Annotated in this window: 23 protein-coding genes; 8 read left to right on the top strand and 15 right to left on the bottom strand. The window is 66.9% G+C overall.

From position 1 onward, the window contains the following. Position 1: 1 nt before the first annotated feature. The 3 genes from mnmE to GLS40_RS02720 all read right to left on the bottom strand — a co-directional run bounded on the left by mnmE (position 2) and on the right by GLS40_RS02720 (position 3,163). Complete coding sequence (gene mnmE, locus GLS40_RS02730; RefSeq protein ID WP_160381057.1) at positions 2 to 1,282, bottom strand: tRNA uridine-5-carboxymethylaminomethyl(34) synthesis GTPase MnmE; 1,281 nt, start codon at positions 1,280 to 1,282, stop codon at positions 2 to 4. Positions 1,283 to 1,321: 39 nt separating this feature from the next. Continuing rightward, entirely contained in the window at positions 1,322 to 2,593 is a 1,272-nt protein-coding gene (rho, locus tag GLS40_RS02725; protein ID WP_160381056.1) for a transcription termination factor Rho, read from the bottom strand. Positions 2,594 to 2,713: 120 nt separating this feature from the next. Continuing rightward, positions 2,714 to 3,163 (bottom strand): CopD family protein, encoded by a 450-nt coding sequence (locus GLS40_RS02720; RefSeq protein ID WP_160381055.1) that lies wholly within the window; start codon positions 3,161 to 3,163, stop codon positions 2,714 to 2,716. A gap of 419 nt (positions 3,164 to 3,582) precedes the next feature. Here GLS40_RS02720 and GLS40_RS02715 point away from each other — a divergent pair, with 419 nt between their 5' ends. The 4 genes from GLS40_RS02715 to dnaQ are packed head-to-tail and all read left to right on the top strand — an operon-like array spanning position 3,583 to position 6,296. Continuing rightward, positions 3,583 to 4,182, top strand: a complete 600-nt coding sequence (locus GLS40_RS02715) for a Maf family protein (RefSeq protein WP_160381054.1) — start codon at positions 3,583 to 3,585, stop codon at positions 4,180 to 4,182. After that, positions 4,179 to 5,012 carry a shikimate dehydrogenase gene (locus GLS40_RS02710; protein WP_160381053.1) on the top strand — a complete coding sequence of 278 codons (834 nt, stop codon included), beginning with the start codon at positions 4,179 to 4,181 and terminating at the stop codon, positions 5,010 to 5,012. Before GLS40_RS02715 ends, GLS40_RS02710 begins: the two co-directional genes overlap by 4 nt. Next, complete coding sequence (gene coaE / locus GLS40_RS02705) at positions 5,009 to 5,602, top strand: dephospho-CoA kinase (protein ID WP_160381052.1); 594 nt, start codon at positions 5,009 to 5,011, stop codon at positions 5,600 to 5,602. The genes GLS40_RS02710 and coaE overlap by 4 nt, the downstream gene beginning before the upstream one ends. Next, positions 5,595 to 6,296 (top strand): DNA polymerase III subunit epsilon, encoded by a 702-nt coding sequence (gene dnaQ, locus GLS40_RS02700; protein WP_160381051.1) that lies wholly within the window; start codon positions 5,595 to 5,597, stop codon positions 6,294 to 6,296. The genes coaE and dnaQ overlap by 8 nt, the downstream gene beginning before the upstream one ends. Here dnaQ and secB read toward each other — a convergent pair. Together secB and GLS40_RS02690 are read right to left on the bottom strand one after the other, a co-directional pair. Continuing rightward, positions 6,287 to 6,787: a protein-export chaperone SecB gene (secB, locus tag GLS40_RS02695; protein ID WP_160381050.1), complete on the bottom strand. Its 501-nt coding sequence runs from the start codon at positions 6,785 to 6,787 to the stop codon at positions 6,287 to 6,289. The two genes, dnaQ and secB, sit on opposite strands and share 10 nt — an antisense overlap. 83 nt (positions 6,788 to 6,870) lie before the next feature. Next, the gene (locus tag GLS40_RS02690; protein ID WP_160381049.1) at positions 6,871 to 7,338 is read right to left on the bottom strand and encodes an FxsA family protein; all 468 of its coding nucleotides are present in this window, start codon (positions 7,336 to 7,338) and stop codon (positions 6,871 to 6,873) included. Between the two features lie 102 nt (positions 7,339 to 7,440). Here GLS40_RS02690 and GLS40_RS02685 point away from each other — a divergent pair, with 102 nt between their 5' ends. The 3 genes from GLS40_RS02685 to GLS40_RS02675 are packed head-to-tail and all read left to right on the top strand — an operon-like array spanning position 7,441 to position 9,730. Further along, positions 7,441 to 8,100 (top strand): Tim44/TimA family putative adaptor protein, encoded by a 660-nt coding sequence (locus GLS40_RS02685; protein ID WP_160381048.1) that lies wholly within the window; start codon positions 7,441 to 7,443, stop codon positions 8,098 to 8,100. Further along, complete coding sequence (gene mltA / locus GLS40_RS02680; protein ID WP_160381047.1) at positions 8,097 to 9,143, top strand: murein transglycosylase A; 1,047 nt, start codon at positions 8,097 to 8,099, stop codon at positions 9,141 to 9,143. The genes GLS40_RS02685 and mltA overlap by 4 nt, the downstream gene beginning before the upstream one ends. A 23-nt stretch (positions 9,144 to 9,166) precedes the next feature. Then, complete coding sequence (locus tag GLS40_RS02675; protein ID WP_160381157.1) at positions 9,167 to 9,730, top strand: Smr/MutS family protein; 564 nt, start codon at positions 9,167 to 9,169, stop codon at positions 9,728 to 9,730. A gap of 6 nt (positions 9,731 to 9,736) precedes the next feature. Here the strand turns inward: GLS40_RS02675 and hslU are convergent, their stop codons facing one another. From hslU to hslV, 3 genes are read right to left on the bottom strand one after another with little or no spacing between them, the layout of a single operon-like run. Next, on the bottom strand, positions 9,737 to 11,044 hold the full coding sequence (gene hslU / locus GLS40_RS02670) for an ATP-dependent protease ATPase subunit HslU (RefSeq protein ID WP_160381046.1): 1,308 nt from the start codon (positions 11,042 to 11,044) through the stop codon (positions 9,737 to 9,739). After that, on the bottom strand, positions 11,041 to 11,574 hold the full coding sequence (locus GLS40_RS02665; RefSeq protein ID WP_160381156.1) for a GNAT family N-acetyltransferase: 534 nt from the start codon (positions 11,572 to 11,574) through the stop codon (positions 11,041 to 11,043). Before GLS40_RS02665 ends, hslU begins: the two co-directional genes overlap by 4 nt. A 1-nt stretch (position 11,575) precedes the next feature. After that, on the bottom strand, positions 11,576 to 12,133 hold the full coding sequence (gene hslV / locus GLS40_RS02660; RefSeq protein ID WP_160381045.1) for an ATP-dependent protease subunit HslV: 558 nt from the start codon (positions 12,131 to 12,133) through the stop codon (positions 11,576 to 11,578). 99 nt (positions 12,134 to 12,232) lie between these two features. Between hslV and GLS40_RS02655 the strand changes: the two genes are divergently transcribed. Then, positions 12,233 to 13,141: a hypothetical protein gene (locus GLS40_RS02655; RefSeq protein ID WP_160381044.1), complete on the top strand. Its 909-nt coding sequence runs from the start codon at positions 12,233 to 12,235 to the stop codon at positions 13,139 to 13,141. Between the two features lie 59 nt (positions 13,142 to 13,200). Here GLS40_RS02655 and trxA read toward each other — a convergent pair whose 3' ends face one another. The 7 genes from trxA to GLS40_RS02620 form a co-directional block, all read right to left on the bottom strand. Further along, the gene (trxA, locus tag GLS40_RS02650; RefSeq protein ID WP_160381043.1) at positions 13,201 to 13,521 is read right to left on the bottom strand and encodes a thioredoxin; all 321 of its coding nucleotides are present in this window, start codon (positions 13,519 to 13,521) and stop codon (positions 13,201 to 13,203) included. 61 nt (positions 13,522 to 13,582) lie between these two features. Next, entirely contained in the window at positions 13,583 to 16,954 is a 3,372-nt protein-coding gene (gene addA / locus GLS40_RS02645) for a double-strand break repair helicase AddA (protein ID WP_160381042.1), read from the bottom strand. Beyond that, entirely contained in the window at positions 16,951 to 19,884 is a 2,934-nt protein-coding gene (addB, locus tag GLS40_RS02640; RefSeq protein WP_160381041.1) for a double-strand break repair protein AddB, read from the bottom strand. Before addB ends, addA begins: the two co-directional genes overlap by 4 nt. Further along, positions 19,877 to 20,560, bottom strand: coding sequence for a nucleotidyltransferase family protein (locus GLS40_RS02635; RefSeq protein WP_160381040.1), 684 nt, complete (start codon positions 20,558 to 20,560; stop codon positions 19,877 to 19,879). Before GLS40_RS02635 ends, addB begins: the two co-directional genes overlap by 8 nt. After that, positions 20,542 to 21,573 (bottom strand): aminoglycoside phosphotransferase family protein, encoded by a 1,032-nt coding sequence (locus GLS40_RS02630; RefSeq protein ID WP_160381039.1) that lies wholly within the window; start codon positions 21,571 to 21,573, stop codon positions 20,542 to 20,544. Before GLS40_RS02630 ends, GLS40_RS02635 begins: the two co-directional genes overlap by 19 nt. Then, a complete protein-coding gene (gene tsaE / locus GLS40_RS02625) occupies positions 21,566 to 22,039 on the bottom strand; it encodes a tRNA (adenosine(37)-N6)-threonylcarbamoyltransferase complex ATPase subunit type 1 TsaE (RefSeq protein WP_160381038.1) in 474 nt (157 codons plus the stop codon). The genes GLS40_RS02630 and tsaE overlap by 8 nt, the downstream gene beginning before the upstream one ends. 52 nt (positions 22,040 to 22,091) lie before the next feature. Continuing rightward, on the bottom strand, positions 22,092 to 23,504 hold the full coding sequence (locus tag GLS40_RS02620; protein WP_160381037.1) for a PAS-domain containing protein: 1,413 nt from the start codon (positions 23,502 to 23,504) through the stop codon (positions 22,092 to 22,094). Between the last annotated feature and the right edge of the window lie 174 nt (positions 23,505 to 23,678).

Below are 23,678 nucleotides of genomic sequence, written 5' to 3'. Positions count from 1 at the left end.
CTCATTTGCCGATGCAAAAGCTCGAAAAAATCTCGTCGAGCAACGACTCCACATCGACGCGACCTACCAGAGAATCGAGCGCGCGGATAGCGGTCCGCAATTCCTCGGCGCACAAATCGGCCATGTCCGGCCCATGATGCGACAGCGCGTCCGCAGCAGCCAGATGCTCTGCCGCTTTCATCATCGCGGTGCGGTGCCGCTCTCGCGTGGCGATCCCGACATTTGACGCGCGTCCGACCAGAACACTGCGAATCCGGCTGACCAGGGCATCGACCCCCGCGCCGGTTCTGGAGGAGATGCCCTCCCCTCCAACCAGGTCGACCTTGGACCGGATCACGATATCATCCGGTTGCAAGTCGATCTCTGGCACGCTGTCGTCCAGTTGAAGGACAACACGCAGGTCGGCATGGCCCGCGCGTTGGCGCGCCCGTTCGATGCCGATCCGTTCTACGTGATCCTCGGTGTCGCGTAGGCCTGCCGTGTCCAGCAAGGTCACAGGCAATCCGCCGAGGTCCATCCTCACCTCGATGACATCCCGGGTTGTGCCAGCAAATTCCGAGGTGATCGCAGCGTCGCGACCAGCCAGCGCGTTCAGCAGGCTGGATTTGCCGACATTTGGCGCGCCGAGGATCGCGACTTCGAAGCCCGAGCGGACACGTTCGGCAATGCCCGATCCCGCGATCTCTCTCTGCAGATCAACTCTGACGCGGTCGAGCAGCTCGCGCACTTCAGGCATCACGTCGACAGGCACATCCTCGTCGGCGAAATCGATCGTCGCCTCGATCAGAGAGGCCGCCCGGATCAGGTCTGTCCGCCAGCGCCCGGCCAGATCGCCCAATTGCCCCGACAACACGCGCAGGGCCTGCTGCCTCTGCGCCTCGGTTTCGGCGTCGATCAGATCGGCAAGCCCTTCGACCTGGGCGAGGTCCAGGCGGTTGTTCTCCAGCGCGCGGCGGGTGAACTCTCCGGCTTCGGCCTGGCGCAGACCCGGACGGGACGACAGGCAGCGCAGGACGGAGTCGATCACCGCCGTGCTGCCATGCAGATGCAGTTCGACAACATCCTCACCGGTGAAACTGGCCGGGCCGACGAAGGCGAGCACCAGCGCCTCGTCCAGCACATTACCCTGATCGTCCACCAACCGGCGCAGCGCCGATGCGCGATGGCCGGGCAAACTGCCCGCCAGTGCCCGCCCGGCGGTCAGCGCGTCAGGGCCCGAAATCCGGACAACGGCGACGCCCGCCTTGCCGGGCGCCGAAGCCAGGGCAAAGATCGTATCCATGACGCGCGTTCCTTGCAGGGCGACCAGGCGCCCCGCGGATCAGGTGTTCATCGAATCGAAGAATTCCGAATTCGTCTTGGTCTGCTTGAGCTTGGAAATCAGGAATTCGATGGCGTCAGTTGTGCCCATCGGGTTCAGGATGCGCCGCAGGACAAAGGTCTTCTGCAGGTCGACCTTCTCGACCAGCAGGTCCTCTTTCCGTGTGCCGGACTTGAGGATGTCCATCGCCGGGAAGACGCGCTTGTCGGCGACCTTGCGGTCCAGCACGATTTCCGAGTTTCCGGTGCCTTTGAATTCTTCAAAGATCACTTCGTCCATCCGGCTGCCTGTATCGATCAGCGCGGTCGCGATGATGGTCAGCGAGCCGCCCTCTTCGATGTTCCGCGCGGCGCCAAAGAACCGCTTGGGCCGTTGCAGGGCGTTGGCATCGACACCACCAGTAAGGACCTTACCCGAGGACGGCACCACAGTGTTGAAGGCCCTACCAAGTCTGGTGATCGAGTCCAGAAGGATCACAACATCTCGCTTATGCTCGACCAGACGCTTGGCCTTTTCGATCACCATTTCCGACACGGCCACGTGGCGCGTCGCCGGTTCGTCGAAGGTCGAGGAGATGACCTCGCCCTTCACGCTGCGCTGCATGTCGGTCACCTCTTCGGGGCGCTCGTCGATCAGCAGGACGATCAGGTAGCACTCCGGGTGGTTTTTCTCGATCGAGTTGGCGATGTTCTGCAGCAGCACCGTCTTGCCGGTCCGCGGCGGCGCCACGATCAGCGACCGCTGGCCTTTGCCGATGGGCGCGACCAGGTCGATGATCCGGGCCGAGCGGTCCTTGATCGTCGGATCCTCGACCTCCATCTTCAGCCGCTCGTCGGGATAGAGCGGCGTGAGGTTGTCAAAGGCGATCTTGTGGCGCGCCTTCTCGGGGTCTTCGAAGTTGATCCGCGTGACGATGGTCAGGGCGAAATAACGCTCGTTCTCCTCGGGCGCCTTCATCAGCCCCTCGATCGTGTCGCCGGTGCGCAGCGAGAACTGGCGGATCATGTCGGGCGAGACGTAGATGTCATCGGGGCCCGGCAGATAGTTCGCCTCGGTCGAGCGGAGGAAGCCAAAGCCGTCCTGCAAAACCTCAAGCACGCCGTCGCCGCCGATTTCCCAGCCCTCGTCCGCCATCTCGCGGAGGATCTGGAACATCATCTCGCCCTTGCGCATGGTCGAGGCGTTCTCGATCTCAAGCTCCTCTGCCATGGACAGCAGATCCTTGGGGCTCTTGGCCTTGAGCTCGGAGAGGTTCAGTCGTTCGGTCGTCATTGAAATATCCCGGATCGGCCCGAGGGGGGCAGGCGATCGTCATCTGTCTGGATTGATATCCACCCGGACGGGCGGCTTGGCGGCGATATAAGCAGAGCACCGCCGCAAGTCAATCTGCCATCAGAACCGGATCACAACCGAGAAGACGATGAGGATCAGCAGCAACGTGGGCAGTTCGTTCATCATCCGGTAGCGCCGACCCGTCAGAACGTTTGATCCGGCCACGAAATCCTTGCGCCGTTTCCCCAGCCAATGGTGGAACCAGGTCATCGCCAGCACGCCCGCCGCCTTGGTCCAGGGCCAGACCATCGACCAGTCGACGATCCCGGGGGTAAAGACGAGGCACAGCCCGAAGACCCAGGTCGCGATCATCGCCGGATTCATGATCGCCCTCAGCAGCTTCCGCTCCATCTCCTGGAACATCGCGTCGGTCTGAGAGCCCGCGGCGACCTGCTCGGTGTGATAGACGAACAGCCGCGGCAGGTAGAAGATCCCGGCCATCCAGGCGATCACCGAAACGATGTGCAGTGATTTTGTCCAAGGGTAGATCGAGGCAAGGAAATCGGTCATGGCGGGTCTCCGTGAGCGCGGCCCATCTATTAAATAAAGAAAAGAAAAGAAAGGATGATGATGATGTAGGGAAGCCGGTTCCTGTGGATTATCGAGTTGTCCGGAAGTTATCCAAGGGCCGCCGCTGTTGGGGATAAATATGTGACAAAACCCGGGGCAGTTGGCTGACCTTGCGAAAAATCGAATGATGTCAGGTAGATGATAGGGGCTATGCGGGTCGGTAGACAGTGGATGGAATCCGGGACTGTCCGCTGGATGGTTAAGGCACGGGGGACGGTGCAGTTGTCCCAACCCACATGTGACAGTTCCATGACGAGCTGTGCGCAGAGCGGCTGTTAACCACAGCCTTGCCATTTCAGCGGGTTTTGCCCAGAACCATCCCCCTAGTGTCAGGCCCCTCCATCCACGAGGTTATCCACATGGGTCAGGATCTCATTCTTGCGTCCGGCTCGGCGATCCGGGCACAGATGTTGCGTAACGCGGCGGTGCCCTTCCGGGTGCAACCCGCCCGCGTCGACGAAGAGGCCCTGCGCCAGTCGCTCGACGCCGAGGGAACACCCCCCCGCGACATGTCCGATGCCCTGGCCGAGATGAAGGCGCAGCGGGTCAGCGCCAAGGCGCCCGGCAGCATGGTCATCGGCTGCGACCAGATCCTGGCCCTGGGCAAGACGGTCTTTGCCAAGCCGGAAAGCCGCGAGGAAGCCGCCGCCCAGCTGAAGGATCTGCGCGGCCAGCAGCACTCGCTCTACTCCGCCGCCGTGATCTGCGAAGACGGGCGGCCGGTCTGGCGCCATATCACCGAGGTGCGGATGCGGATGCACCGGTTCAGCGACGCCTACCTCGATTCCTATCTGGAGCGGAACTGGCCCGCGGTCGCCACTTCGGTCGGGGCCTACCAGATCGAATCCGAAGGGGTGCGCTTGTTTTCATCCATCACCGGCGATTACTTTGCTATTCTCGGCCTGCCGCTGACGGAACTGCTGTCGTTTCTTGCCCTGCGAGGACTGATCGAACAATGACCGACACCCGCATCCCCCTGGCCTGCGTGATCGGCCATCCGGTTGCGCATTCCCGGTCGCCCCTGCTGCACGGTCACTGGCTGCGCAAATTCGGGCTGCCCGGCCACTACATTCCCATGGATGTCGCCCCGGGCGATCTGCGCGAGGTGATCCGCACCCTGCCCCGCATGGGGTTTGTCGGAGCCAATGTGACGATCCCGCACAAGGAAGCGGTGATGGAACTGGCCGACCTGGTGTCGGACCGCGCGATCCTGATCGGTGCCGCCAACACCCTGATCTTTCGCAGCGACGGGCGTATCCATGCCGACAATACGGACGGGTACGGGTTTATCGAAAACCTCCGCCAGGGCGCGCCGGACTGGGATCCTTCGTCGGCACCGGCCATCGTGCTGGGCGCGGGCGGCGCGGCGCGCGCGGTGGTCGTTTCGCTGCTGGATGCCGGCGTCCCCGAGATCATCATCACCAACCGCACCCGCAACCGCGCCGACAAGCTGCACGAAGATTTCGGCAACCGCCTGCGGGTGGTCGAATGGGTGCAGGCCGGCAACCGGATCGAGGATGCGGGGCTGGTGGTGAACACGACCTCGCTGGGCATGACCGGCAAGCCGGAGCTGCGGGTGCCGCTGGACGGGTTGCACCGCGGCCAGGTTGTGACCGATCTGGTCTATGCGCCCCTGCGTACCCGGCTGCTGAGCGTGGCGGAACAGGCGGGTTGCACCACGGTCGACGGCCTGGGCATGTTGCTGCACCAGGCGGTGCCGGGGTTCGAACGCTGGTTCGGCATCCGCCCCGAGGTGGACGAAGACGCGCGCAGGGCGGCATTGGCATGAGCTATCTTATCGGGCTGACCGGCTCCATCGGCATGGGCAAAAGCACCACGGCCAGGATGTTTGCCGACGAGGGCTGCGCCGTCTGGGATGCCGATGCTGCGGTACATCGCCTCTACGCCCCGGGCGGCGCGGCGGTGGAGCCGATGGGCGCGGCCTTTCCCGATGCGATTGTCGACGGCGCGGTTTCGCGCACACGGCTGAAAGAGATCATCGGGGCCGATCCCACGGCGCTTGGGCGGATCGAACAGATCGTGCATCCGCTGGTGGGCGAGGACCGGCAGGCCTTCATCGCCGCGACGGATGCGGATATTGTCGTGCTCGACATCCCGCTGCTGTTCGAAGGCCGGGGCGCCGCGATGATGGACACCACCGTTGTCGTTTCCGTCCCGCCCGAGGTGCAGCGCGAAAGGGTGCTGGCCCGGGGCACCATGACCGAGGCGCAGTTCGAAGCGATCCGCGCCAAGCAGATGCCCGATGCCGACAAGCGCAGGCTGGCGGATCACGTGGTGATCACCGAAACGCTGGAGGAAGCGCGCGATCAGGTCCGCGCCATCGTCGCGGCGATCAGGAGGGAAATGGCGGATGCGTGAAATCGTCCTCGACACCGAAACCACGGGATTTGAGCCTGAACAGGGCGACCGCATCGTCGAGATCGGTGGCGTCGAACTGTGGAACCACGTGCCGACCGGCAACACCTATCACGTCTACATCAACCCGCAGCGTTCCATGCCGCAAGAGGCGTTCGAGGTGCACGGGCTGGGCGACGAATTCCTGGCCGACAAGCCGCTCTTTGCCGATATCGCCAAGGATTTTCTGGAATTCGTCGGCGATGCCAAGCTTGTGATCCACAACGCCAGCTTCGACATGAAATTCCTGAATGCGGAACTGGGCTGGCTGAATCTGCCCCGCCTGCCCGACACCCAGGCGGTCGACACGCTGATGATCGCGCGCAAGAAATTCCCCGGCTCGCCCGCCTCGCTGGATGCGCTCTGCCGGCGGTTCGGCATCGACAACTCGTCGCGCACGCTGCACGGCGCGCTGCTGGACAGCGAAATCCTGGCCGAAGTCTATCTGGAACTGATCGGCGGACGTCAGCCCGATTTCGCCCTGTCCCAGGGTTCGGGCTCCGGCGGGTCGGCTGGTGGGGCTGGGGAAAACTGGCGGCCCAAGCCACGCCCGACGCCCCTGCCCCCGCGTGTCACGGCAGAGGAAACCGCCGCACATGAGGCCTTTGTGGCCAAGATGGGCGACGGCGCTCTGTGGAAGCGGTTCGGTCAGGCCTGAGCGGTCTCGGTCGAGGCCTGCTGCGTCCGGCGGGTGATTTCCTGACGATAGAGCTGCAGGAAGTCGATGTTTTCCAGGTTCAGCGGCGGGAAGCCGCCGTCGCGGGTCACGTCACCGACGATGCGGCGCAGGTAGGGGAACAGCTGGCGCGGGCATTCGATCAGCAGGAAGGCATGCAGCTGCGCCTCGGGCACGCCCTCGACATGGAAGACGCCGACATATTCCAGCTCCATGATGAACAGGATGTCGGTGCCGTCCTTGGCCTTGGAGGTGATGTTGAGGTTGATCTTGACCTCGTACTGATGCTCGGCCTCGCGCTTTTTCGCATCCAGGCCGACCTGCACCTGTACGTCGGGCTGCACCGCACTGCCCTGCGGCTTGCGCGACAGGACGTTTTCGAACGACATGTCGCGGATGTACTGGGTGATGGTGTTGAACTTGACGTTCAGCTGTTGCTGCGGCGGGGTCCCCGCGTCGGGCGTATCGGTCATCAGTGTGCTCCTGGCGGTATGCCGGTTTTTATATCGGCACTTGCTTAGCACCTCGTGCTACAGGCCTCAACGATTGGCTGGAGTCAGTGCCGGGTCCACTGCGAGGGCTCATGCGTGGGCCGTTTCGGGGGATCGACTTCGGTATATTCGCCGTCGATCACGTCGGGACGCGGGCGCGCCGGGCCAGAACTGTCGAAGGATTGCACCTTCACATGTTTGCGCATCCAGTTGAATACAGCGCGGCGCACCGGCGGGGTCAGCAGCAGCAGGCCCAGGGTGTCGGTGAAAAAGCCGGGTGTCAGCAGCAAGGCGCCGGCCAGCAGGATCATGGCGCCATCGGCCAGCGGTTCGGACGGATCGCTGAGCTGGTTGAACGATTGCCGGATCCGGTTCAGCGCCAGTGCGCCCTGCTGACGCACCAGCCAGGTGCCCGCAATTGCGGTCAACAGGACGATGGCGAGGGTCCATCCCAGGCCGATCAGACCGCCCACCTGGATGAAAAGCGCGATCTCGATCATCGGTACGGCAATGAAAGCCAACAAAAGCCACATGTCTTCCCACTCCTCGAAGGTCTGGCGCGGTAGACTTGCCACCGCCCAGCACCTACATAGGAACGTAACGCAACACTTGCCATGCCCCAGACGAGGACCTTCATGAACTCGCCCATCCTTCAGCTTCTCGTGCTTGCCGGCATCGCGGTCTTCCTGATCCTGCGTTTGCGCAGTGTCCTGGGCACCCGCGAAGGGTTCGAGAAACCCCCCGTCGCCAAGACCGAGGACACGCCCGTCCGCTCGCGCAATTTCGAGGTGATCGACGGCGGTCCCGACCGCGATATCACCGATCACGTCCCCGAAGGGTCCCCCGCGGCCGAGGCGCTGGCCCGCATGAAACAGGCCGAACCCGGTTTTGATGTCGGCGAATTCCTCGGCGGTGCCCGGGGCGCCTATGAGATGATCCTGATGGGGTTCGAACGGGGCGAGATGGACAGCATCCGGCCGTTCCTGTCCGATGACGTCTACGCCAGCTTTGCCGAGGTCGTCGCCGCCCGCGAACAGCAGGGCCTGCATATCGAGTCGGAATTTGTCGGCCTGCGGGAATTGACCATGTCGGACGCCGAATACGACGCTGACAGCCAGACGGCCGAACTGACCGTTCGCTTTGTCGGCCAGCTCACCTCGGTCGTGCGCGACAGCAATGGCGAGGTTGTCGAGGGCAAGCCCGGAGAGATCAAGACGCAGCGCGATATCTGGACCTTCGCCCGGCAGATGGGCACGGACAATCCGAACTGGCAGCTGGTCGCAACTGGCGAATGACGGGGCTGCGACTTGCCGCTTTGCTGGCAGGTCTCGCCTTGACCGGCGCCGCCGGCTCTGCCTCGGGGCAGGACGCAAGCTATGCGATCCTCGATTTCGACCAGCTGGAAGGCTGGGCCGACGACGATCACGACGCGGCGCTCAAGGTCTTTCTCTCCACTTGCGGGGATATGGACGAACCCGACTGGCGCGCGCTCTGCGCCGCCGCGGGGCAGCAGAGCAACGCGCGCACCTTCTTTGAACTCTTCTTTCTGCCGATCATGGTGCAGGACGGCGGCAGCGGCCTCTTCACCGGGTATTTCGAACCCGAGCTTGACGGCGCCCTCGCCCCCTCGCCCCGGTTCCGCTATCCGGTCTACCGCATGCCGCCCGAGGCGAAACAGGCCCTGCCCTGGCTGTCGCGCCGCCAGATCGAACAGGGCGACCACCTGGCCGGGCGCGGACTGGAAATCGCCTGGGTCGACGACCCGGTAGAGCTGTTCTTTCTGCAAATCCAGGGCTCCGGCCGCATTCACCTGCCTGACGGGCGTTACCTGCGCGTGGGCTATGGCGGGGCCAACGGGCATCCCTATCGCTCCATCGGGCAGGAACTGGTCCGGCGCGGGCTGTTCAACCCGCACCAGGTGTCGGCCCAGGTGATCAAGAACTGGGTCCGCTCCAACCCGACGGCAGGAGAGGAACTGCTGCGCCACAACCCCTCATACGTCTTCTTTCGCGAGGTGAACGAGGTGCCGCCCGATCGCGGCCCGCTTGGCGCGATGAACCGTTCGGTCACGGCGATGCGCTCTATCGCCGTCGACCCGCGTTACACCCCGCTTGGCGCGCCGGTCTGGATCGAAAAGGACGGCGCGCGCCCGTTGCGGCGGCTGATGGTCGCGCAGGACACCGGGTCGGCGATCAAGGGCGCGCAGCGGGCCGATATCTTCTTTGGCACCGGCGACAAGGCCGGGCGCGCGGCGGGGCGGCTGAAGGATCCCGGGCGCATGGTGGTGCTGATGCCGATCCAACGCGCCTATGCCATGCTGCCGGAGGACACCCAGTGAGCCGCCGCCTCCGCCCCGAGGATATGGAGCTGTGGCGCAGGGTCGCCGAGTCGACCGAGCGGATGCACCCCGAACAGCGCAGACCCACGCCCGAGCAGCCCAAGAAACGGGCCGCCAAACCGGCGACCCCTGCCCCTGAGCCGCTGCTGGAATTCCGGCTGGGCCAGAAAGCGCGCGACACCGGCCCCGCCCATGACCTGCTGGACCCGATCCACGATCATCTGGGCCGGGCGCCGATGCGGATGGACCGCAAGGCGCATACACGGATGAAGCGCGGCAAGCTGGTGCCCGAGGCGCGGATCGACCTGCATGGCATGACGATGGATCGCGCCCATCCGGCGCTGACCGGGTTCATCCTGCGCGCCTTTGCCGACGGGCGGCGGCTTGTTCTGGTGATCACCGGCAAGGGCAAGGACCGCGACAGCGAGGGCCCGATCCCCGTGCCGCGCGGTGTGCTGCGCCACAACGTGCCGCACTGGCTGTCGATCCCACCCCTGTCGCAGATGGTGCTGCAGGTCACCCCCGCGCATCTGAAACACGGCGGCGGCGGGGCGTACTATGTCTACCTCCGCCGCAACCGCGACTGAGGGGGATTACAGCACGTAGCGGCTGATATCCGCGCTTTCCGCCAGCTTGCCGACGTTCTTCTGCACGAAATCCGCATCCACCGTGACCTTGTCGCCGGACTTGTCGGGCGCGTTGAACGACAGCTCCTCAAACACCCGCTCGATCACGGTGTATAGCCGCCTTGCGCCGATATTCTCGACGCTGGTGTTCACCTCGGCGGCGATACGGGCCATCGCGGCGATGCCGTCTTCGGTAAAGGTGACCTCGACCTCCTCGGTCCTCATCAGGGCCGTGTACTGCCGGGTCAGGGCATTGTCGGTCTCGGTCAGGATGCGCACGAAATCCGCTTCGGTCAGGGCCCGCAGTTCCACCCGGATCGGCAGGCGGCCCTGAAGCTCGGGCAGCAGGTCCGACGGCTTTGCGATGTGAAAGGCCCCCGAGGCGATGAACAGGATATGGTCGGTCTTCACCGGCCCGTATTTGGTGCTGACGGTGGTGCCCTCGATCAGCGGCAGCAGGTCGCGCTGCACGCCCTCGCGGCTGACATCGCCGCCGCGCACGTCCTGACGGGCACAGACCTTGTCGATCTCGTCGAGGAAGACGATGCCGTTCTGTTCCACCCCCTGCAGGGCGGCGGCCTTGACCTGCTCGTCATCCAGCAGCTTGTCGGCCTCTTCGCTCACCAGCAGGTCATGGCTTTCGCGCACCTTCAGCCGCTTGGAGACCTTGCGCCCGCCAAATGCCTTTCCGAACAGGTCGCCCAGGTTCATCATGCCCATCTGCCCGCCGGGCTGGCCTGGAATGTCGAACATCGGCATCGGGTTCGCGGTGTCGGCGACCTCCAGCTCGATCTCGGTATCGTCCAGCTCTCCGGCCCGCAGCTTCTTGCGGAACATCTCGCGCGTGCCTTCGCGGGCGTCCTTGCCGGCGATGGCTTCGATCACCCGGTCCTCGGCGGCCTGATGCGCGGCGGCGCGCACATCCTCGCGCATGTATTCCCGGGTCTGGGCGATGGCGGCATCCATCAGGTCGCGGATGATCTGTTCGACGTCCCGGCCGACATAGCCGACTTCGGTGAATTTCGTCGCCTCGACCTTGATGAAGGGCGCACGGGCGAGCTTCGCCAGACGGCGGCTGATCTCGGTCTTGCCGACGCCGGTCGGGCCGATCATCAGGATGTTCTTGGGATACACCTCGTCCCGCAGGTCGTCGGGCAGGTGCTTGCGCCGCCAGCGGTTGCGCAGGGCCACGGCGACGGCGCGCTTGGCGTCCTTCTGCCCGATGATGAAGCGGTCGAGCTCGCTGACGATCTCGCGCGGGGTCAGGTCGGTCATTGGGTCGGTTCCTCCATATGCCGCATGACCAGGCTATCGCCGGTGCGGCCTTCGAGAGCGGGGACGGGGCGAAACCCCGCCTTGGTATAGGCCCGGACGGCGCGCAGATTGGCCGGGTCCGGGTCGATGATGATGCAGCCGAACCCGCGCTTGCGCAGATCGGCCACGAAACGGGTCAGCACGGCGGTGCCCGTGCCGCGCGACAGGCGGGACGGATCGGCCAGCGAGAGGTCGATACCAACGGCATCGTCCGGCAGATCCAGCAGCCAGGGCGCCTGGGTCAGCCAGGGTTCCACCCGGTTGTCGGCGATGTGCCACATCTGGATGTAACCCTCCGGCGTGCCGTCCATGTCGATCAGGTAGGGCTCGGTGCTGTCGCGCCCCTCGACCATGTCGCGGACATGGGCCAGCTCCTCGTCCGGATCGCCCCACCACTCGCGCCAGTGCGGGCGCTGCATCCAGCCGTGCAGCAGCGGCAGGTCCGCCACCGTCATGCGCCGGAACGCCAGGGTTGGGGTCGAAACGGACATCTCAGCCACGGATGGTCTCGACCGTCAGATTGCCATTGGTGAACACGCAGATATCCGCGGCAATCGCCATCGCCCGGCGCGCGACCTCTTCGGCCGAATATTCGCTGTCCATCAGCGCGCGGGCGGCGGCAAGGGCATAGTTCCCGCCCGATCCGATGGCGGTCACGTCATGTTCAGGTTCCAGCACGTCGCCCGCGCCGGTGATGACAAAGATATCCTTGCCGTCGCTGACGATCAGCATCGCCTCCAGCTTTTGCAGGTATTTGTCGGTGCGCCAGTCCTTGGCCAGCTCGACGCTCGCGCGGGCCAGCTGGCCGGGCGTCGCCTCCAGCTTGGCCTCCAGCCGTTCCAGCAAGGCAAAGGCATCGGCGGTCGATCCGGCGAAACCGGCGACCACATCGAACCCGCCGGGAGAGAGCCTGCGCACCTTGCGTGCCGTGCCCTTCATCACCGTGTTGCCCATCGAGACCTGGCCGTCACCGGCGATCACCACCTGTCCGCCCTTCTTGACGCCGATGATCGTGGTGCCGTGCCAGCCGGGAAAGTCGTTGTCGGCCATCTGGTCCTCCTGCGTGTCTGGGGGCCTATATGCGTCGCCGGGGGCAGGGCGACAAGGGCGGGCCTTGTCTGACCCCGCGTGGCAGCCTAGCGTCCGGGCATGTCCCAGGATCGCATTGTCAGGTTCCATCTCGACCCCGACCTGCTGCGCAGCGCGGCGGCCGGAAAGCACAATTTCCTGAACCTTATCAAAGGCGTGGTTGAGGATGCCGGGCTGTCGGTCCAGTTGGTCCCGAATGACCCCAACACGCGGCGCAAGGCCGGGCGAAACGGGGGTTACGACCTGTTTCACATGGATCCGCCGACACATGATCGTGCGGTGACGATCCGGCGCGTGTACCACTATCCGTTCTGGGCGATCGAGCAGAGCGCCGAACGCTGGACCTGGCACGTTGCCCGCACCGATTTCCCCGGCGCGGCGAACCGGAAAGAGGCCGACCGCTTTGTCGGGTTCTGGCGCAAGCGGCTGTTCGGCGCGCCCGAGGTGACGCGCGACGGGCATGTCTATGTGCCGTTGCAGGGGCTGATCCGGCAGCACCGCTCCTTCCAGACCTGCGCCCCGGTCGAGATGATCCGCGCCGTCCTGCGCCACGATCCCGCCCGGCGGGTCGTCGCAACCCTGCATCCGAACGAGACATACGACGCGGCGGACCTGGCCGCGCTTGACGCGCTCCAGCGCGAGTTTAGCCGGTTCAGTGTCGATTCAGGCGAAATGGTCGCGCATCTCGCGCGCTGCGACTACGTGGTCACCCAGAATTCCTCGGCCGCGTTCAACGGTTTCTTCTTCGGCAAGCCCTGCGTGCTGTTTGCGCGGATCGACTTTCACCACATCGCGGCCAATGTCGCGAGCCTGGGGCAGGCCGGGGCCTTTGCCGCCGTTCAGCGCATGCAGCCGGACTATGCCGGATATCTGCACTGGTTCTGGCAGCAGATGTCGATCAACGCCGGCCGCCCCGAGGCGTCCGAGAGGATCGCCGCCGCCCTGCGACGCGCCGGTTGGCCGGTCTGACGCGCAAACGAAAACGGGCGCCCTGAGGCGCCCGCCTTGACCGTTCCGATCCGCAGGGATCAGATCGATTCGTTGATCCAGTTCTGCAGCGCCGCCTTGGGCGCGGCGCCGGCGCGGTTCGACACGACTTCGCCGTTCTTGAAGATGAACAGCGCGGGGATCCCGCGCACGCCCAGCGACATCGGGGCGTTCGGGTTCGAATCCACGTCGACCTTGGCGATCTTGATCTTGTCGCCATATTCCTCGCTCAGCTCTTCCAGAGCGGGGCCGATCTGCTTGCAGGGGCCGCACCATTCGGCCCAGAAGTCCACCACGACGGGGACATCGGAATTCTTCACTTCGGCGTCGAACGTATCGTCCGTCACAGCTACGGTCGCCATCGGTCTTGCTCCTTGGCTGAATGACTATCGGACCCCAAGGTAGGCGCGCACCCCCGGAGCGTCAAGCGAGCGTAGTGGTCGCAAGGGCGGCCGTCACAAGATCGTGGGGCATGGGCATGAGCGTTGCCGTCCGGGTCCACAGGATCGCCGTTTCAATGTGCTTGTCCGGGTAGATCGCGGCGAGGGCGTGAACATAGGCGCCCATCTGGCGCAGCAGGCCCTCGGGGCAGTCCTCGGGGCGGTCGGGGACGATGGCATTGGTCTTGAAATCCACCGCCAGCACGCGGTCGCCGTCCAGGATCAGCCGGTCGACGATGCCATGCACGCGCTGCCCGTCGAGCTGCGGCAGCGGCGCGCTCAGCGCGACCTCGGCCAGCGCCTCGCCGGAAAAGAGCGGGGCAAGCTGCGGGGCGGTCAGCACGCGCCGGGCTTCGTCCAGCAGCAGGCCCAGTTCCAGCCCTTCGGCCCGGTCCTCGCCCTGCGACAGCAGGCGGGCGGCGGTGTCGGGCCAGTCGGTCCGGTCGGTGCCTGGCAGGAATTCCAGCAGCCGGTGCACCTGTCGGCCCCGCCGCTTGGCCTGGTCCTCGTCCAGCCCCTGTTCGCCGGGCAGCGCCTTGGCCCCGCCCAGATCCGACGGGCTGATCGTGGTGCCCCGGGACGGCGCGCTGTCCGCCCGCCGCAGGAACACAGGGTCCAGCGGCGGCGGGGCGCTGTCGTGCCGCGCCACGGCTGCCGAGGGCGCGACGGACCAGTCGCCGCCCTCCAGCCGCAGGCCCTGGCCCGTGGGGAAATCGGCCCCGGTCGCGCCCAGCGTGGCCATCGCGTGGCCGACGCGGTCGTGCCAGGCCTCGCCATCGCTGCCCAGCTCTCCGGCGGCGGCCACGATCAGCCAGGTCTCGGCCCGGGTCAGCGCGACATAAAGCAGGCGGTCGCGTTCCTCGGCCCGCGCGTCGGACAGGGCATCGCGGGCGGCGCGCAGGGGCGGGGGCATGTCATCGCCGCGCCCGGCCCAGACCTTGGTGGCCCCCAGTGGCAGCAGGCGGTCGCGGTTCTGCAAACGCCGCTGGCCGGTGTCGGGCAGGATCACCACCGGCGCCTCCAGCCCCTTGGCGCCATGCACCGTCATCACGCGGATCCGGTCCTCGGCCGCGTCCATCTGGCGCTTGATCTCCAGCTCGTCGGTTTCCAGCCAGACGAGGAAGCCGGTGAGGCTGGGCACCGCGTTGCGCTCATAGGCCAGCGCCTGATCCAGCAGGGCGTCAATCCCGTCTTCGGCCTCTTCTCCCAGCCGTCCCAGCAGGCGGCGGCGGCCGTCGTGGCGGGTCAGGATGCGCTCGATCAGGTCGTAGGGGCGCAGGAAATCGGTGTTGTCGCGCAGATCCTCAAGCACCTCCATCTCACGCGGGAAATCGGCCGCGCGCTCGCGCAAGGCGGGCCAGAGAAGGGTCCGGGTCCGCTTGTGCGCCAGGTCATAGAGCATCTGCTCGTCCCAGCCGAAGAGCGGGGATTTCAGCGCGACGGCCAGCGACAGGTCGTCCTCGGGTGTGGCGAGGAACGACAGCAGCGCCGCGATGTCGCGCACGGCCAGCTCGGCCCCCACCTTCAGCCGGTCGGCCCCGGCGATGGGCAGGCCGATCTCCTTGCAGGCGCGGATCACCTCCTGGAACAGATCCGACCGGCGCTGGACGAGGATCAGGAAATCCCCGGGCCGCACGGGCCGCATCCGCTGGTTGCCATCCGGGTCGATTCCGGCCGGAATCGGCGTGCCGGTCCGGACCATGCGGGCGATCTCGCCCGCGATGCGCCCGGCGAGAACCACGTTGTGATCGTTCTGCCCCAGCTGATCCACCGGGTCGGTCCAGTGCCGGTCGTCCGAGACCTCGACCTTGGCGACCACCGGCCACAGGTCGACACGTCCCGGCATCACGGTGTGAAAGGCGCGGTGCGGCTCGTCCGAGGTGAACCCGGCGGCGGCGCGCCCCTCGAACACCGTGTCGACCAGCGACAGGATCGCCGGGGCCGAGCGGAAGGAATAGGCCAGCTCCAGCACCTGCAACGGGTCGGACAGGGCGGCTAGCCGGTCGCGGAACTCGTCGCGCATCCGGTCGAACCCGGCAGGATCGGCGCCCTGAAAGCTGTAGATCGACTGCTTGCGGTCGCCGACGACAAAGATCGTGCGGCTGCGCCCGGGCTGCGCGCCCTCGCCGGCGGTGAATTCGCGGGCCAGCCGGTCGACCACCTCCCACTGCACGGGGCTGGTGTCCTGTGCCTCGTCGACCAGGATATGGTCGATGCCGCCGTCCAGCCGATACAGCACCCAGGCCGCCACCGCCGGATCGGCCAGCAGGTCGCGGGTACGCAGGATCAGGTCGTCGAAATCCAGCCAGCCGCGTTGCTGCTTGGCCTGGACATAGGCGGGCAGAAAGATCGCGGCAAAGTCGTGCAGCGCCCGGGACCGTTCGACCGCCGACAGCGCCAGCCGCAGGGGCCGGGCCTGTTCCACGGCCTGCATCCAGCTGTCGAGCGCGCCGGCGATATCGGCCAGACCGGCGCGGGTGGCCTTGGTGGGAAAAGACCCTGTCTTGGCCGAAAACGGCTCTTTCGTCTTGGCGCCGGTCAGAAACACCTGTTCCAGCAGCGGCAAGGCGGCGGGGGTCGTGACGTCCAGCCCGCGCAGACGGTCGGCGGCCTTCTGATCGGTAGAGCTCCCGGCGCTCAACGCGGCGACAAGCCGTTCCAGCAGCGCCGGGGCCTCGGCCGGGCAGGCCAGGCGCGTCAGCGCGTCGGGGCCGAACTCCGGCGGCAGGTCGAAGAGGGCGCAAAGCGCCTCTCGCGGCATGGGCTGGGCGAAATGCGGGGCGCTGCGGGCGATCTCGGCCGTGATCTGGTCAAAGCTCTCGTCCGTCAGCTGCGCCGCAAGCGCGGCCACCACGTCGCGCCGCGGACCCTCGGCCAGACTCTCCACGATATCCGCGCGCAGCAGCGTGGCGGCGCGGTCCTCCATTTCGGTAAACTGCGGGCTGACCCCGGCCTCCAGCGGGAACCGCCGCAGGACCGAGGCGCAGAAGGAATGGATGGTCTGGATCTTCAGCCCGCCGGGCGTTTCGATGGCGCGGGCAAACAGGGTCCGCGCCTCGCGCAGGTTGAAAGGCCCTTCGGCGCCCATCGTCTCTAACTGGCCGCGCAGGGTCGCATCGTCCAGCATCGCCCATTCGCCCAACCGGCGGAACAGGCGGTTCTGCATCTCGCTGGCGGCGGCCTTGGTATAGGTCAGGCAGAGGATGCGCTGCGGTTCCACGTTCGACAGCAGCAGCCGCGCCACCCGGTCGGTCAGCACCCGCGTCTTGCCCGACCCCGCATTGGCCGACAGCCAGGTCGACCGGCGTGGCTGCGCGGCCTGCACCTGGCGTTCGCTGGCGTCGTCCCGCTTCATTCCAGTATCCTCAGATCGGGGACCGAGGAGGCATCCCATTCGCCGAACCGCGCCAGCTGGTCGTAATCCCCGACGTCGGTCTTGCTGAACATCGCCCGCCGCGCGGTATAGCCCTGCGCATCGCTGAGATAGGCCCGCATCAGGGTCTGGAATTCCAGCCAGACGACCTCGGGCGGGGCCTCGTCCAGCGGGGCGGCGACCTCTCCGGCGCTGCCGCCAAGGCCGATGTAGACCGCGGCCGCGACATGGCGCGGAGCGATCTCGCCAAACCCCTGCATCTGCGCGATGGCCGCCGAAAGCAGCAGCTGCCGGTCGAAATGCAGCTGTTCCTTGGCGGTCGGAGGTTTCCCGGTCTTGTAATCGTACAGCCGGGCATTCCCGGCGCCGTCGATGTCGATCCGGTCGGCCTTGGCCGTCAGGGTGAATCCCAGGTCGGGGATCTCGGCCTTGCCGGTGACCTCGAACCCGGCGGGCAGGGCGATCCGCAGGCGCTCTGCCTCGTCTTTCAGATAGCCCTCGGCCACCCGGGCCAGCCGCGCCTGCCAGAGCAGCCGCGCTTCGGCCCAGGGCACGTGTTGGGCCAGCTTCGTCTCACATATCCGCATTAAATCGGCCATCGACAGCGCGTCGCGATCCTGGCGCAGCTGCCTGACGAAATCCTCCATCACCCCGTGCAACACGGTGCCGCGCAGCAGGGCGTCGGGCACGGCCATCAGCGGGTCGAGCGGGTGCAACCGCAGCACATGGCGGGCGTAGATCGCGTAAGGATCGCGGATCAGGCGCTTGATCTCGGTCACCGACAGGCCACGCGGGCGGGCCGACACCGGCGGGCAGGGCGCGGGGCGCGGGGCGGGGTCCAGCCGCGGCGCGGCCTCCAGCTGCCGGGTGCGGGTCAGCCAGGCGGCGCCGCGCGCGCGCATCCCGGCCAGCGCGGCCTGACCCTCGCCCGGCAGCCCGTCCAGCAGGTTCGTCAGCCGGCTGATCCAGCGCGAGGGCACGGTTTCCGCGTCCTGGGTGCGGATCGACCGGGTCAGCCAGACCTCGCCCACGCCGATGGCCTGCTGGAAATCATGCGCCGAGAGGCCGATCTTGCGTTCCGGCAGCAACAGGCCCGCCTCGTGCCGCATCCTGCGGTTCAGCCAGGGATCGGGGGCAAGGCTTTCGGGCCAGGACCCTTCGTTCAGCCCGGCCAGGATCACCAGCTCGGCCCCCTGCACCCGCGCCTCCAGCGTGCCCCAGATCAGGACATTCGGATGCACCCCATCGCCCACGCGCACCTCTTCGCGACCCAGGGCGAGGTCGACAAGGCGGCAGTAATCCGCGGCGTCGATCTCACCCCCGGCGTCGGCTTCGCGCTGCAGCCCGGTCATCGCCTGGCTTGCGGCGCGCCCGGCGTCGCGGTGCCAGAGCGCCTGCGGGCCGCCGCCGGACGACCCGGTGCAGATGCTTTCGGCCAGCGCGATGTGGGCGTCGACACGGGTGGGCAGGGGTTCGGCCCCGGGCGCATGACGGTCGATGAAACAGGCGCAGATCCAATTGGCCCAGCCGGGCGCGATCCCTTCGTCGCGGGATGCGGCAAAAGCCTGGATCGCGGCGGCGTCGGGGTGCGGGGGGCCATAGCGGCGCAGGCGCAGCTCCAGCTCGCGGGTTAGCAACAGGTGCGTGCCGCGGTCGGCGCCGGAATGGGTTACCGGATGCTTGAGCAGGGTCAGCAGCGCCTCGGCCGTCAGCCGGTCGCGTGACAGCTGTGCCACATGGCGCAGGAACCGGCCCGGCGGCGAAAGCTGCAGCGGCCGCCCGGCGGAATCGTCGGGCAGGATGCCCCACCGGTCGAGCGCGGCAGCCACCTGCCGGGTCAGCATCCGGTCGGGCGTGATGAGGGCGGCCACGCGCCCCTCGTCGACCGACTGGCGCAGGCGCATGGCGATGGCCAGCGCCTCGGCCCGGGAGGATGGCGCCTCCAGCAGGGTGACACCGGACATGGCGGCCTCGATCCCCCTGAGCGCGGGGCCTTCCTCCAGCCATTGATCGGTGACCGGGGCCGGGCGCAGGGCCAGCGAAACGACCCTGTTCCGCCCCGGATCGGGGGCTTCGGTGTCGTCCCACCGGGTCACGGCGTCATGCGGCAGGTCCAGTTTCTGCAACAGGCGGGCAAACCGGAACTGCGGATGATCCTCGCCCGTCATCGCGTCGGTGAGCGAATTCCAGACCGCGCCGGGCATGTCGAAATCAAAGCCGGGCAGCAGCACCGCCCCCTGTGGCAGCCGCGCCACCGCCTGCATCAGCAGCAGGGTCGGGCCCCGCGACCCGGTGGACCCGGCCAGGATCACCGGCGTGTCGGGCGGGCTGTCGGCCCAGATCGCGATGGTGCGTTCGATCACCATGCGCAGCCGCGCGGCCGGATCGGGCGGGCCGCCGGCGGCGTTGGAATAGGCCTGCGCGATGCCCAGGAACCGTTGCGCCCGCGCCCAGTGGCCGGACTGGTCGCTGACATCCAGCCGGGACAGGGCCTCGGGGTCGACGCCCTCGCTCTGCATCTCGTCCATCAGTTCGGCCAGGCTGTCGGCCAGATCGAAAAGCGCGCTGCGGGGGGCGAGGTCGGGTTCGCTCTCCAGCAGGGCCGAAATCAGCTGCGCCAGTTCCAGCCGTCGCCGCAGGTAGGGGCGGGGCGGTTCGATATCGGCCAGATGGATCGACTGGCCCAGGTCGGCGATGGTTTCGATCCTGGGCAGCAGGCAGGGCGGCCCGGCGTCGAAAAGGTCGCGCATGCGCCGGGCCATGCGGCGGGTGTTCACCAGCACCCGGACCCGGGCCAGTTCCTGCGGCGGGCGGCCCTCGTGGCGGCGTCTGAGGCCCGCCACCAGCAGCGCCGGGAAATCGGCCCCCGGCGGCAGGCCCATCACGCGGGGTCTGTCGCTTGGCTCAAACATCGGCGGCGGCCAGGGTCTCTTCGGCCAAGGTGATGCCTTCGGGCCGCCCGACGTCGCACCATTGCCCGGTGTGGATCAGCCCGTGCAGCCGGCCGCGCGCGATCATCCGGTCCCACAGCAGGTTCAGCGAAAAGACGGTTTCGGGGATTTCGCCCAGCAGGGCGGGGTTCAGGATCTGTGCCCCGCAATAGACCAGCGGCCCCCCGCGCGACAGCCGCCCGGCGGTGATCGCGAAATCGCCGCCCCCGACCCGGCCAACGGCGCGTTCCGGCGGCACGCAAAGCAGGATGGCGTCCATGATATCGGGGTCCCAGGCGGCGGCGAGCGCGGCCAGCGGGTTCGGCCCGGTGAAGATCGCATCGCTGTTGAGCGTCATCACCGGCCCGTCGCCGAGCAGCGGCAGGGCCTTGCGCAGGCCGCCGCCGGTGTCCAGAATCTCGGGCTGTTCAGGCGAAACAGTGACGTTCTGCGGGGCGAGATGCGCCGCCATCATCCCGGCCTTGTAATGCGTGTTCACCACGATCGGGCCGTCGCTGGCGCCCCGGGCGGTGTCCAGCGCATGGTCGATCAACGCCTTTCCGGCCACCGGGATCAGCGGCTTGGGCCGGTCGGCGGTCAGCGCGCCCATCCGGGTGCCGAACCCGGCGGCGAATATCATCACCGGAGCGTGCCGCATCGGTCCTTCAGCTCTTGCAACAGGGCGGGGGTCGGTTCCGGCAGGTCGGCCAGCAGGCGGCGGCGCATCTGCAGCAGCGCCGGGTGTGACAGATTGCTGACGAGGTTGTCCCAGACCCGCGGGATCAGGTCGACGTAGTGCGGCTTGCCATAGAGCAGCGACAGCCGGGCAAAGACACCCAGGATCCGCAGGTTCCGCTGCACGCCCAGCACGTGGTAGGCGGCCGAGAAGGTCGTAAGGTTGGCCCCGGTCTGCGCGCAGAACCGTGCGATCATCGCCCGGTGCAGCGCCCGGGGCACATCGCGCCGCGCGTCCTGCAGCAGAGAGACGAGGTCATAGGCCGGATGCCCCGACATCGCGTCCTGGAAATCCAGCAGGCCGACGCGTGCGACGCCCTTGCGCTGCGGCAGCCACAGCAGGTTTTCGGCATGCACGTCGCGCATGATCAGCACCTTGCGCTGCGGCGCGATCGCGTCGAGCAGCTGGCGCATCGCGGGCAGGAAGGCCGCGCGCGGGCCCTCGTCCGGGTCGGGCCCGGCCTTGCGGTAATGGACATAGGCCAGCCCGGCCAGATCGCTCATCAGCTTGGGCGAATAATCGGCCACGCCCTCGGGCGGATCGGCCAGCGAGAGGCGGGCGAGCATGTCGGTTGCGGCGGCATAGAGCCTGAATTCGGTGTCCTGCCGTTCGTCCCCGGACATGCTGGCGAGCAGGCGGGAATAGAGATCGTCGCCCAGATCCTCGATCAGCAGGAACCCGTTGTCGGCATCCTCGGCCATGATCGCGGGGGCCGAGAGGCCCAGACCGGTCAGGTGGCGCGCGATCAGGACAAAGGGGCGGACGTCCTCGCCCTTTTCCGGCGGAGCGTCCATCAGCACGGCGCGGCTGCCATCGGGACGCAGCAGGCGTTCGTAGCGCCGGTTCGACGCATCGCCCGCAAGCGGGCCGCGTTCGGCATCGGCAAAGGGCGTTCCGGCCAGGAAAACGGCGGCCAGCTGGGTACGGTCAGGCAATCCCGGCCTCCTTCAATCGCGGCCGCCACAGGGCGTCGTCACCCGTGATGGTTACCCTGCGGGCCGTGTCGCCCGCAACATCGAATGCAAGGGTCAGGGCGGTATCCGGCCGGTCGGGGCCCATGCGGTCGGGCCATTCGATCACGCTGATCGCCGTCTCCAGCGCCTCGTCCAGGCCCAGTTCGATCAACTCTTCGGGGCCGGACAGGCGGTAGAGATCGGCGTGCCAGACCGGCCCGGCGGAGGTGTCGTATTCCTGCACCAGCGTGAAGGTGGGCGAGGGCACGTCCTCCGGCTCGTCCATCAGGCTCTGGATCAGGCTGCGGGCGAAATGGGTCTTGCCCGCGCCGATCCCGCCCTCCAGCAGCAGGCAGTCGCCGGGGTGCAGAATGGCTCCGATGTGCCCGGCAAGATCTGCCGTGGCGTCGGGGTCCGGCAGTGTCAGCAATCGTCGGTAAGTGCCCATGCCGCCAGACTATCCGCTGCATCGCCCGCCGCAAGCCGCAGCGGTGCGACGCTCAGCCGGCTGAGGCGAGTTCCGGGATGCGGGCGATCTGCGCGGGTGCAAATTCCACCAGCGTGGCCCCACCCCCAAGCGGAGAGCAGCGGCAGGTCAGCACGCTGCCGTCGTTGCGCGTCACATCGGACTGCCATTCGCTGCGGGGGCCGAAGGCGCCGACGAAATCCCGCACCTCGCCCCAGACGGGCGTGGCGCTGCATCCGGCCTGCCAGTGCGCCGTGGCTTCGATTGCCGTGACCTCGGCGAGGCTGTCGCCCGGGGCGATCCCCCAAAGCGCGCGATAGGCCGCGTTGCAGAACACCAGCGCGCCCGGGGCGGAAAAGATCGCGATCCCCTGTTCCAGCGAATCCAGCGCGGCCCGGCCGATTTCGATCTGCTGCCGGTAGCCGCGGGTGAGCGAGACCTCGGCGCTGATATCCTCGAACAGAAAGGCGATGGCGCCGTCGGGATGCGGGCGCCCCGTGACGCGGAAGGTGACACCCGGAGAGATGCTCCATGTCTCCTGGTAGCGGCCGTCGACGGCCCGGTCGACCAGTTCGGTGATCTGGTCGCGCCAGCTGGCATAGTCCTTGGGCTCGGGCATCACCTGACGGTCGCGCAGGCAGTCGAAAAAGGCCAGCAGCCCCGGCCGCCCGCTCAGGAACTCGGGCGAGAGCGAGGTCAGTTCGATCAGGGCCGGGTTGAACAGGGCGAGCGAGCGGTTGCGGTCAAAGATCGCCAGCCCGATGGACAGCTGGGCAAAGGTCTTGGTCAGGGTCTGGACAAAATTGCGCTGTGCGATCTCGGCCATGACAACCGGGGTGATGTCGGATGCATAGTGCAGCCATTGATGGCCCGACCGCACCACCGTCACGTCGAACCAGCGGGTGCTGACGGTATCGTTGCTGCGGCAGGCCATCCGCACACGCGACGATTGCGGCGCGTTATCCTGCGGCAGCGGCAGGCCGGGCGACAGGACGGATCCGAACTCGGGCGCGGCGGCGCGGCTGGCCAGCCTGCGGTATTCGGTGTTGGACCACAGGATGCGGCCGTGGGCGTCGCATTTCCACACCGGGAAGGGGGCCAGGCTCACCGCCTCGCGCAGGATGTCGCGTTCGATGCGTGCGGTGCGCGTGCGATGCCGGTCGGCGCGCGACGACGGGGGGTCGCCGGAAATCGACACCCGCACCACCCCTTCGCGGGCGTTGATCTCGGCCATGCCCAGGTCGTCGGGGCGCAGGGATTGCAACTGCAGCTTTCCTTCGCCGGGAATCTCGCGCGGGAAATCGGGGAAGCGGATGGAAAAGACATCCGCCAGCCGCAGCCAATCGTCGTCATCGGGATCGGCATCCCCCAGCAGCTCGTTCCCCGAGGGGGTCGCGTCGATCAACCGGCCGTTCAGGAACAGAAAGACCGGTGCATCGTCGGACATGCCGGTTAACCCATTCGGGCCGAAACCTCGGGCGTGTGAGGATGGCAAATACGACACCAGCCACATCACGATCAGCGTAGAAGACAAGCAAACAGATGAAATCAAAGCAAATTCGGAAATGCTGTCCATGCGAGTACCGTCGTCCCAACCCTCGTATTTTGAGAGTGTTGGAAT

The organism is Pseudooceanicola pacificus, from assembly GCF_009789075.1.
GTDB lineage: Bacteria > Pseudomonadota > Alphaproteobacteria > Rhodobacterales > Rhodobacteraceae > Pseudooceanicola > Pseudooceanicola pacificus.
Note: the sequence above shows the minus strand (reverse complement) of the source record. Positions and strands in the feature narration are given on the sequence as shown.

What these genes read in the sequence shown, in the direction of transcription:
- GLS40_RS02690 (WP_160381049.1), bottom strand. Translation starts at nt 7,338, where the DNA reads ATGTGGCTTTTGTTGGCTTTCATTGCCGTACCGATGATCGAGATCGCG.
- tsaE (WP_160381038.1), bottom strand. Translation starts at nt 22,039, where the DNA reads ATGGGCACTTACCGACGATTGCTGACACTGCCGGACCCCGACGCCACG.
- GLS40_RS02620 (WP_160381037.1), bottom strand. Translation starts at nt 23,504, where the DNA reads ATGTCCGACGATGCACCGGTCTTTCTGTTCCTGAACGGCCGGTTGATC.
- hslU (WP_160381046.1), bottom strand. Translation starts at nt 11,044, where the DNA reads ATGACCGACCTGACCCCGCGCGAGATCGTCAGCGAGCTCGACCGCTTC.
- addB (WP_160381041.1), bottom strand. Translation starts at nt 19,884, where the DNA reads ATGTTTGAGCCAAGCGACAGACCCCGCGTGATGGGCCTGCCGCCGGGG.
- GLS40_RS02635 (WP_160381040.1), bottom strand. Translation starts at nt 20,560, where the DNA reads ATGCGGCACGCTCCGGTGATGATATTCGCCGCCGGGTTCGGCACCCGG.
- secB (WP_160381050.1), bottom strand. Translation starts at nt 6,787, where the DNA reads ATGACCGATACGCCCGACGCGGGGACCCCGCCGCAGCAACAGCTGAAC.
- addA (WP_160381042.1), bottom strand. Translation starts at nt 16,954, where the DNA reads ATGAAGCGGGACGACGCCAGCGAACGCCAGGTGCAGGCCGCGCAGCCA.
- GLS40_RS02665 (WP_160381156.1), bottom strand. Translation starts at nt 11,574, where the DNA reads ATGTCCGTTTCGACCCCAACCCTGGCGTTCCGGCGCATGACGGTGGCG.
- GLS40_RS02715 (WP_160381054.1), top strand. Translation starts at nt 3,583, where the DNA reads ATGGGTCAGGATCTCATTCTTGCGTCCGGCTCGGCGATCCGGGCACAG.
- GLS40_RS02685 (WP_160381048.1), top strand. Translation starts at nt 7,441, where the DNA reads ATGAACTCGCCCATCCTTCAGCTTCTCGTGCTTGCCGGCATCGCGGTC.
- mnmE (WP_160381057.1), bottom strand. Translation starts at nt 1,282, where the DNA reads ATGGATACGATCTTTGCCCTGGCTTCGGCGCCCGGCAAGGCGGGCGTC.
- GLS40_RS02675 (WP_160381157.1), top strand. Translation starts at nt 9,167, where the DNA reads ATGGAGCTGTGGCGCAGGGTCGCCGAGTCGACCGAGCGGATGCACCCC.
- hslV (WP_160381045.1), bottom strand. Translation starts at nt 12,133, where the DNA reads ATGGCCGACAACGACTTTCCCGGCTGGCACGGCACCACGATCATCGGC.
- rho (WP_160381056.1), bottom strand. Translation starts at nt 2,593, where the DNA reads ATGACGACCGAACGACTGAACCTCTCCGAGCTCAAGGCCAAGAGCCCC.
- mltA (WP_160381047.1), top strand. Translation starts at nt 8,097, where the DNA reads ATGACGGGGCTGCGACTTGCCGCTTTGCTGGCAGGTCTCGCCTTGACC.
- trxA (WP_160381043.1), bottom strand. Translation starts at nt 13,521, where the DNA reads ATGGCGACCGTAGCTGTGACGGACGATACGTTCGACGCCGAAGTGAAG.
- coaE (WP_160381052.1), top strand. Translation starts at nt 5,009, where the DNA reads ATGAGCTATCTTATCGGGCTGACCGGCTCCATCGGCATGGGCAAAAGC.
- dnaQ (WP_160381051.1), top strand. Translation starts at nt 5,595, where the DNA reads ATGCGTGAAATCGTCCTCGACACCGAAACCACGGGATTTGAGCCTGAA.
- GLS40_RS02710 (WP_160381053.1), top strand. Translation starts at nt 4,179, where the DNA reads ATGACCGACACCCGCATCCCCCTGGCCTGCGTGATCGGCCATCCGGTT.
- GLS40_RS02655 (WP_160381044.1), top strand. Translation starts at nt 12,233, where the DNA reads ATGTCCCAGGATCGCATTGTCAGGTTCCATCTCGACCCCGACCTGCTG.
- GLS40_RS02720 (WP_160381055.1), bottom strand. Translation starts at nt 3,163, where the DNA reads ATGACCGATTTCCTTGCCTCGATCTACCCTTGGACAAAATCACTGCAC.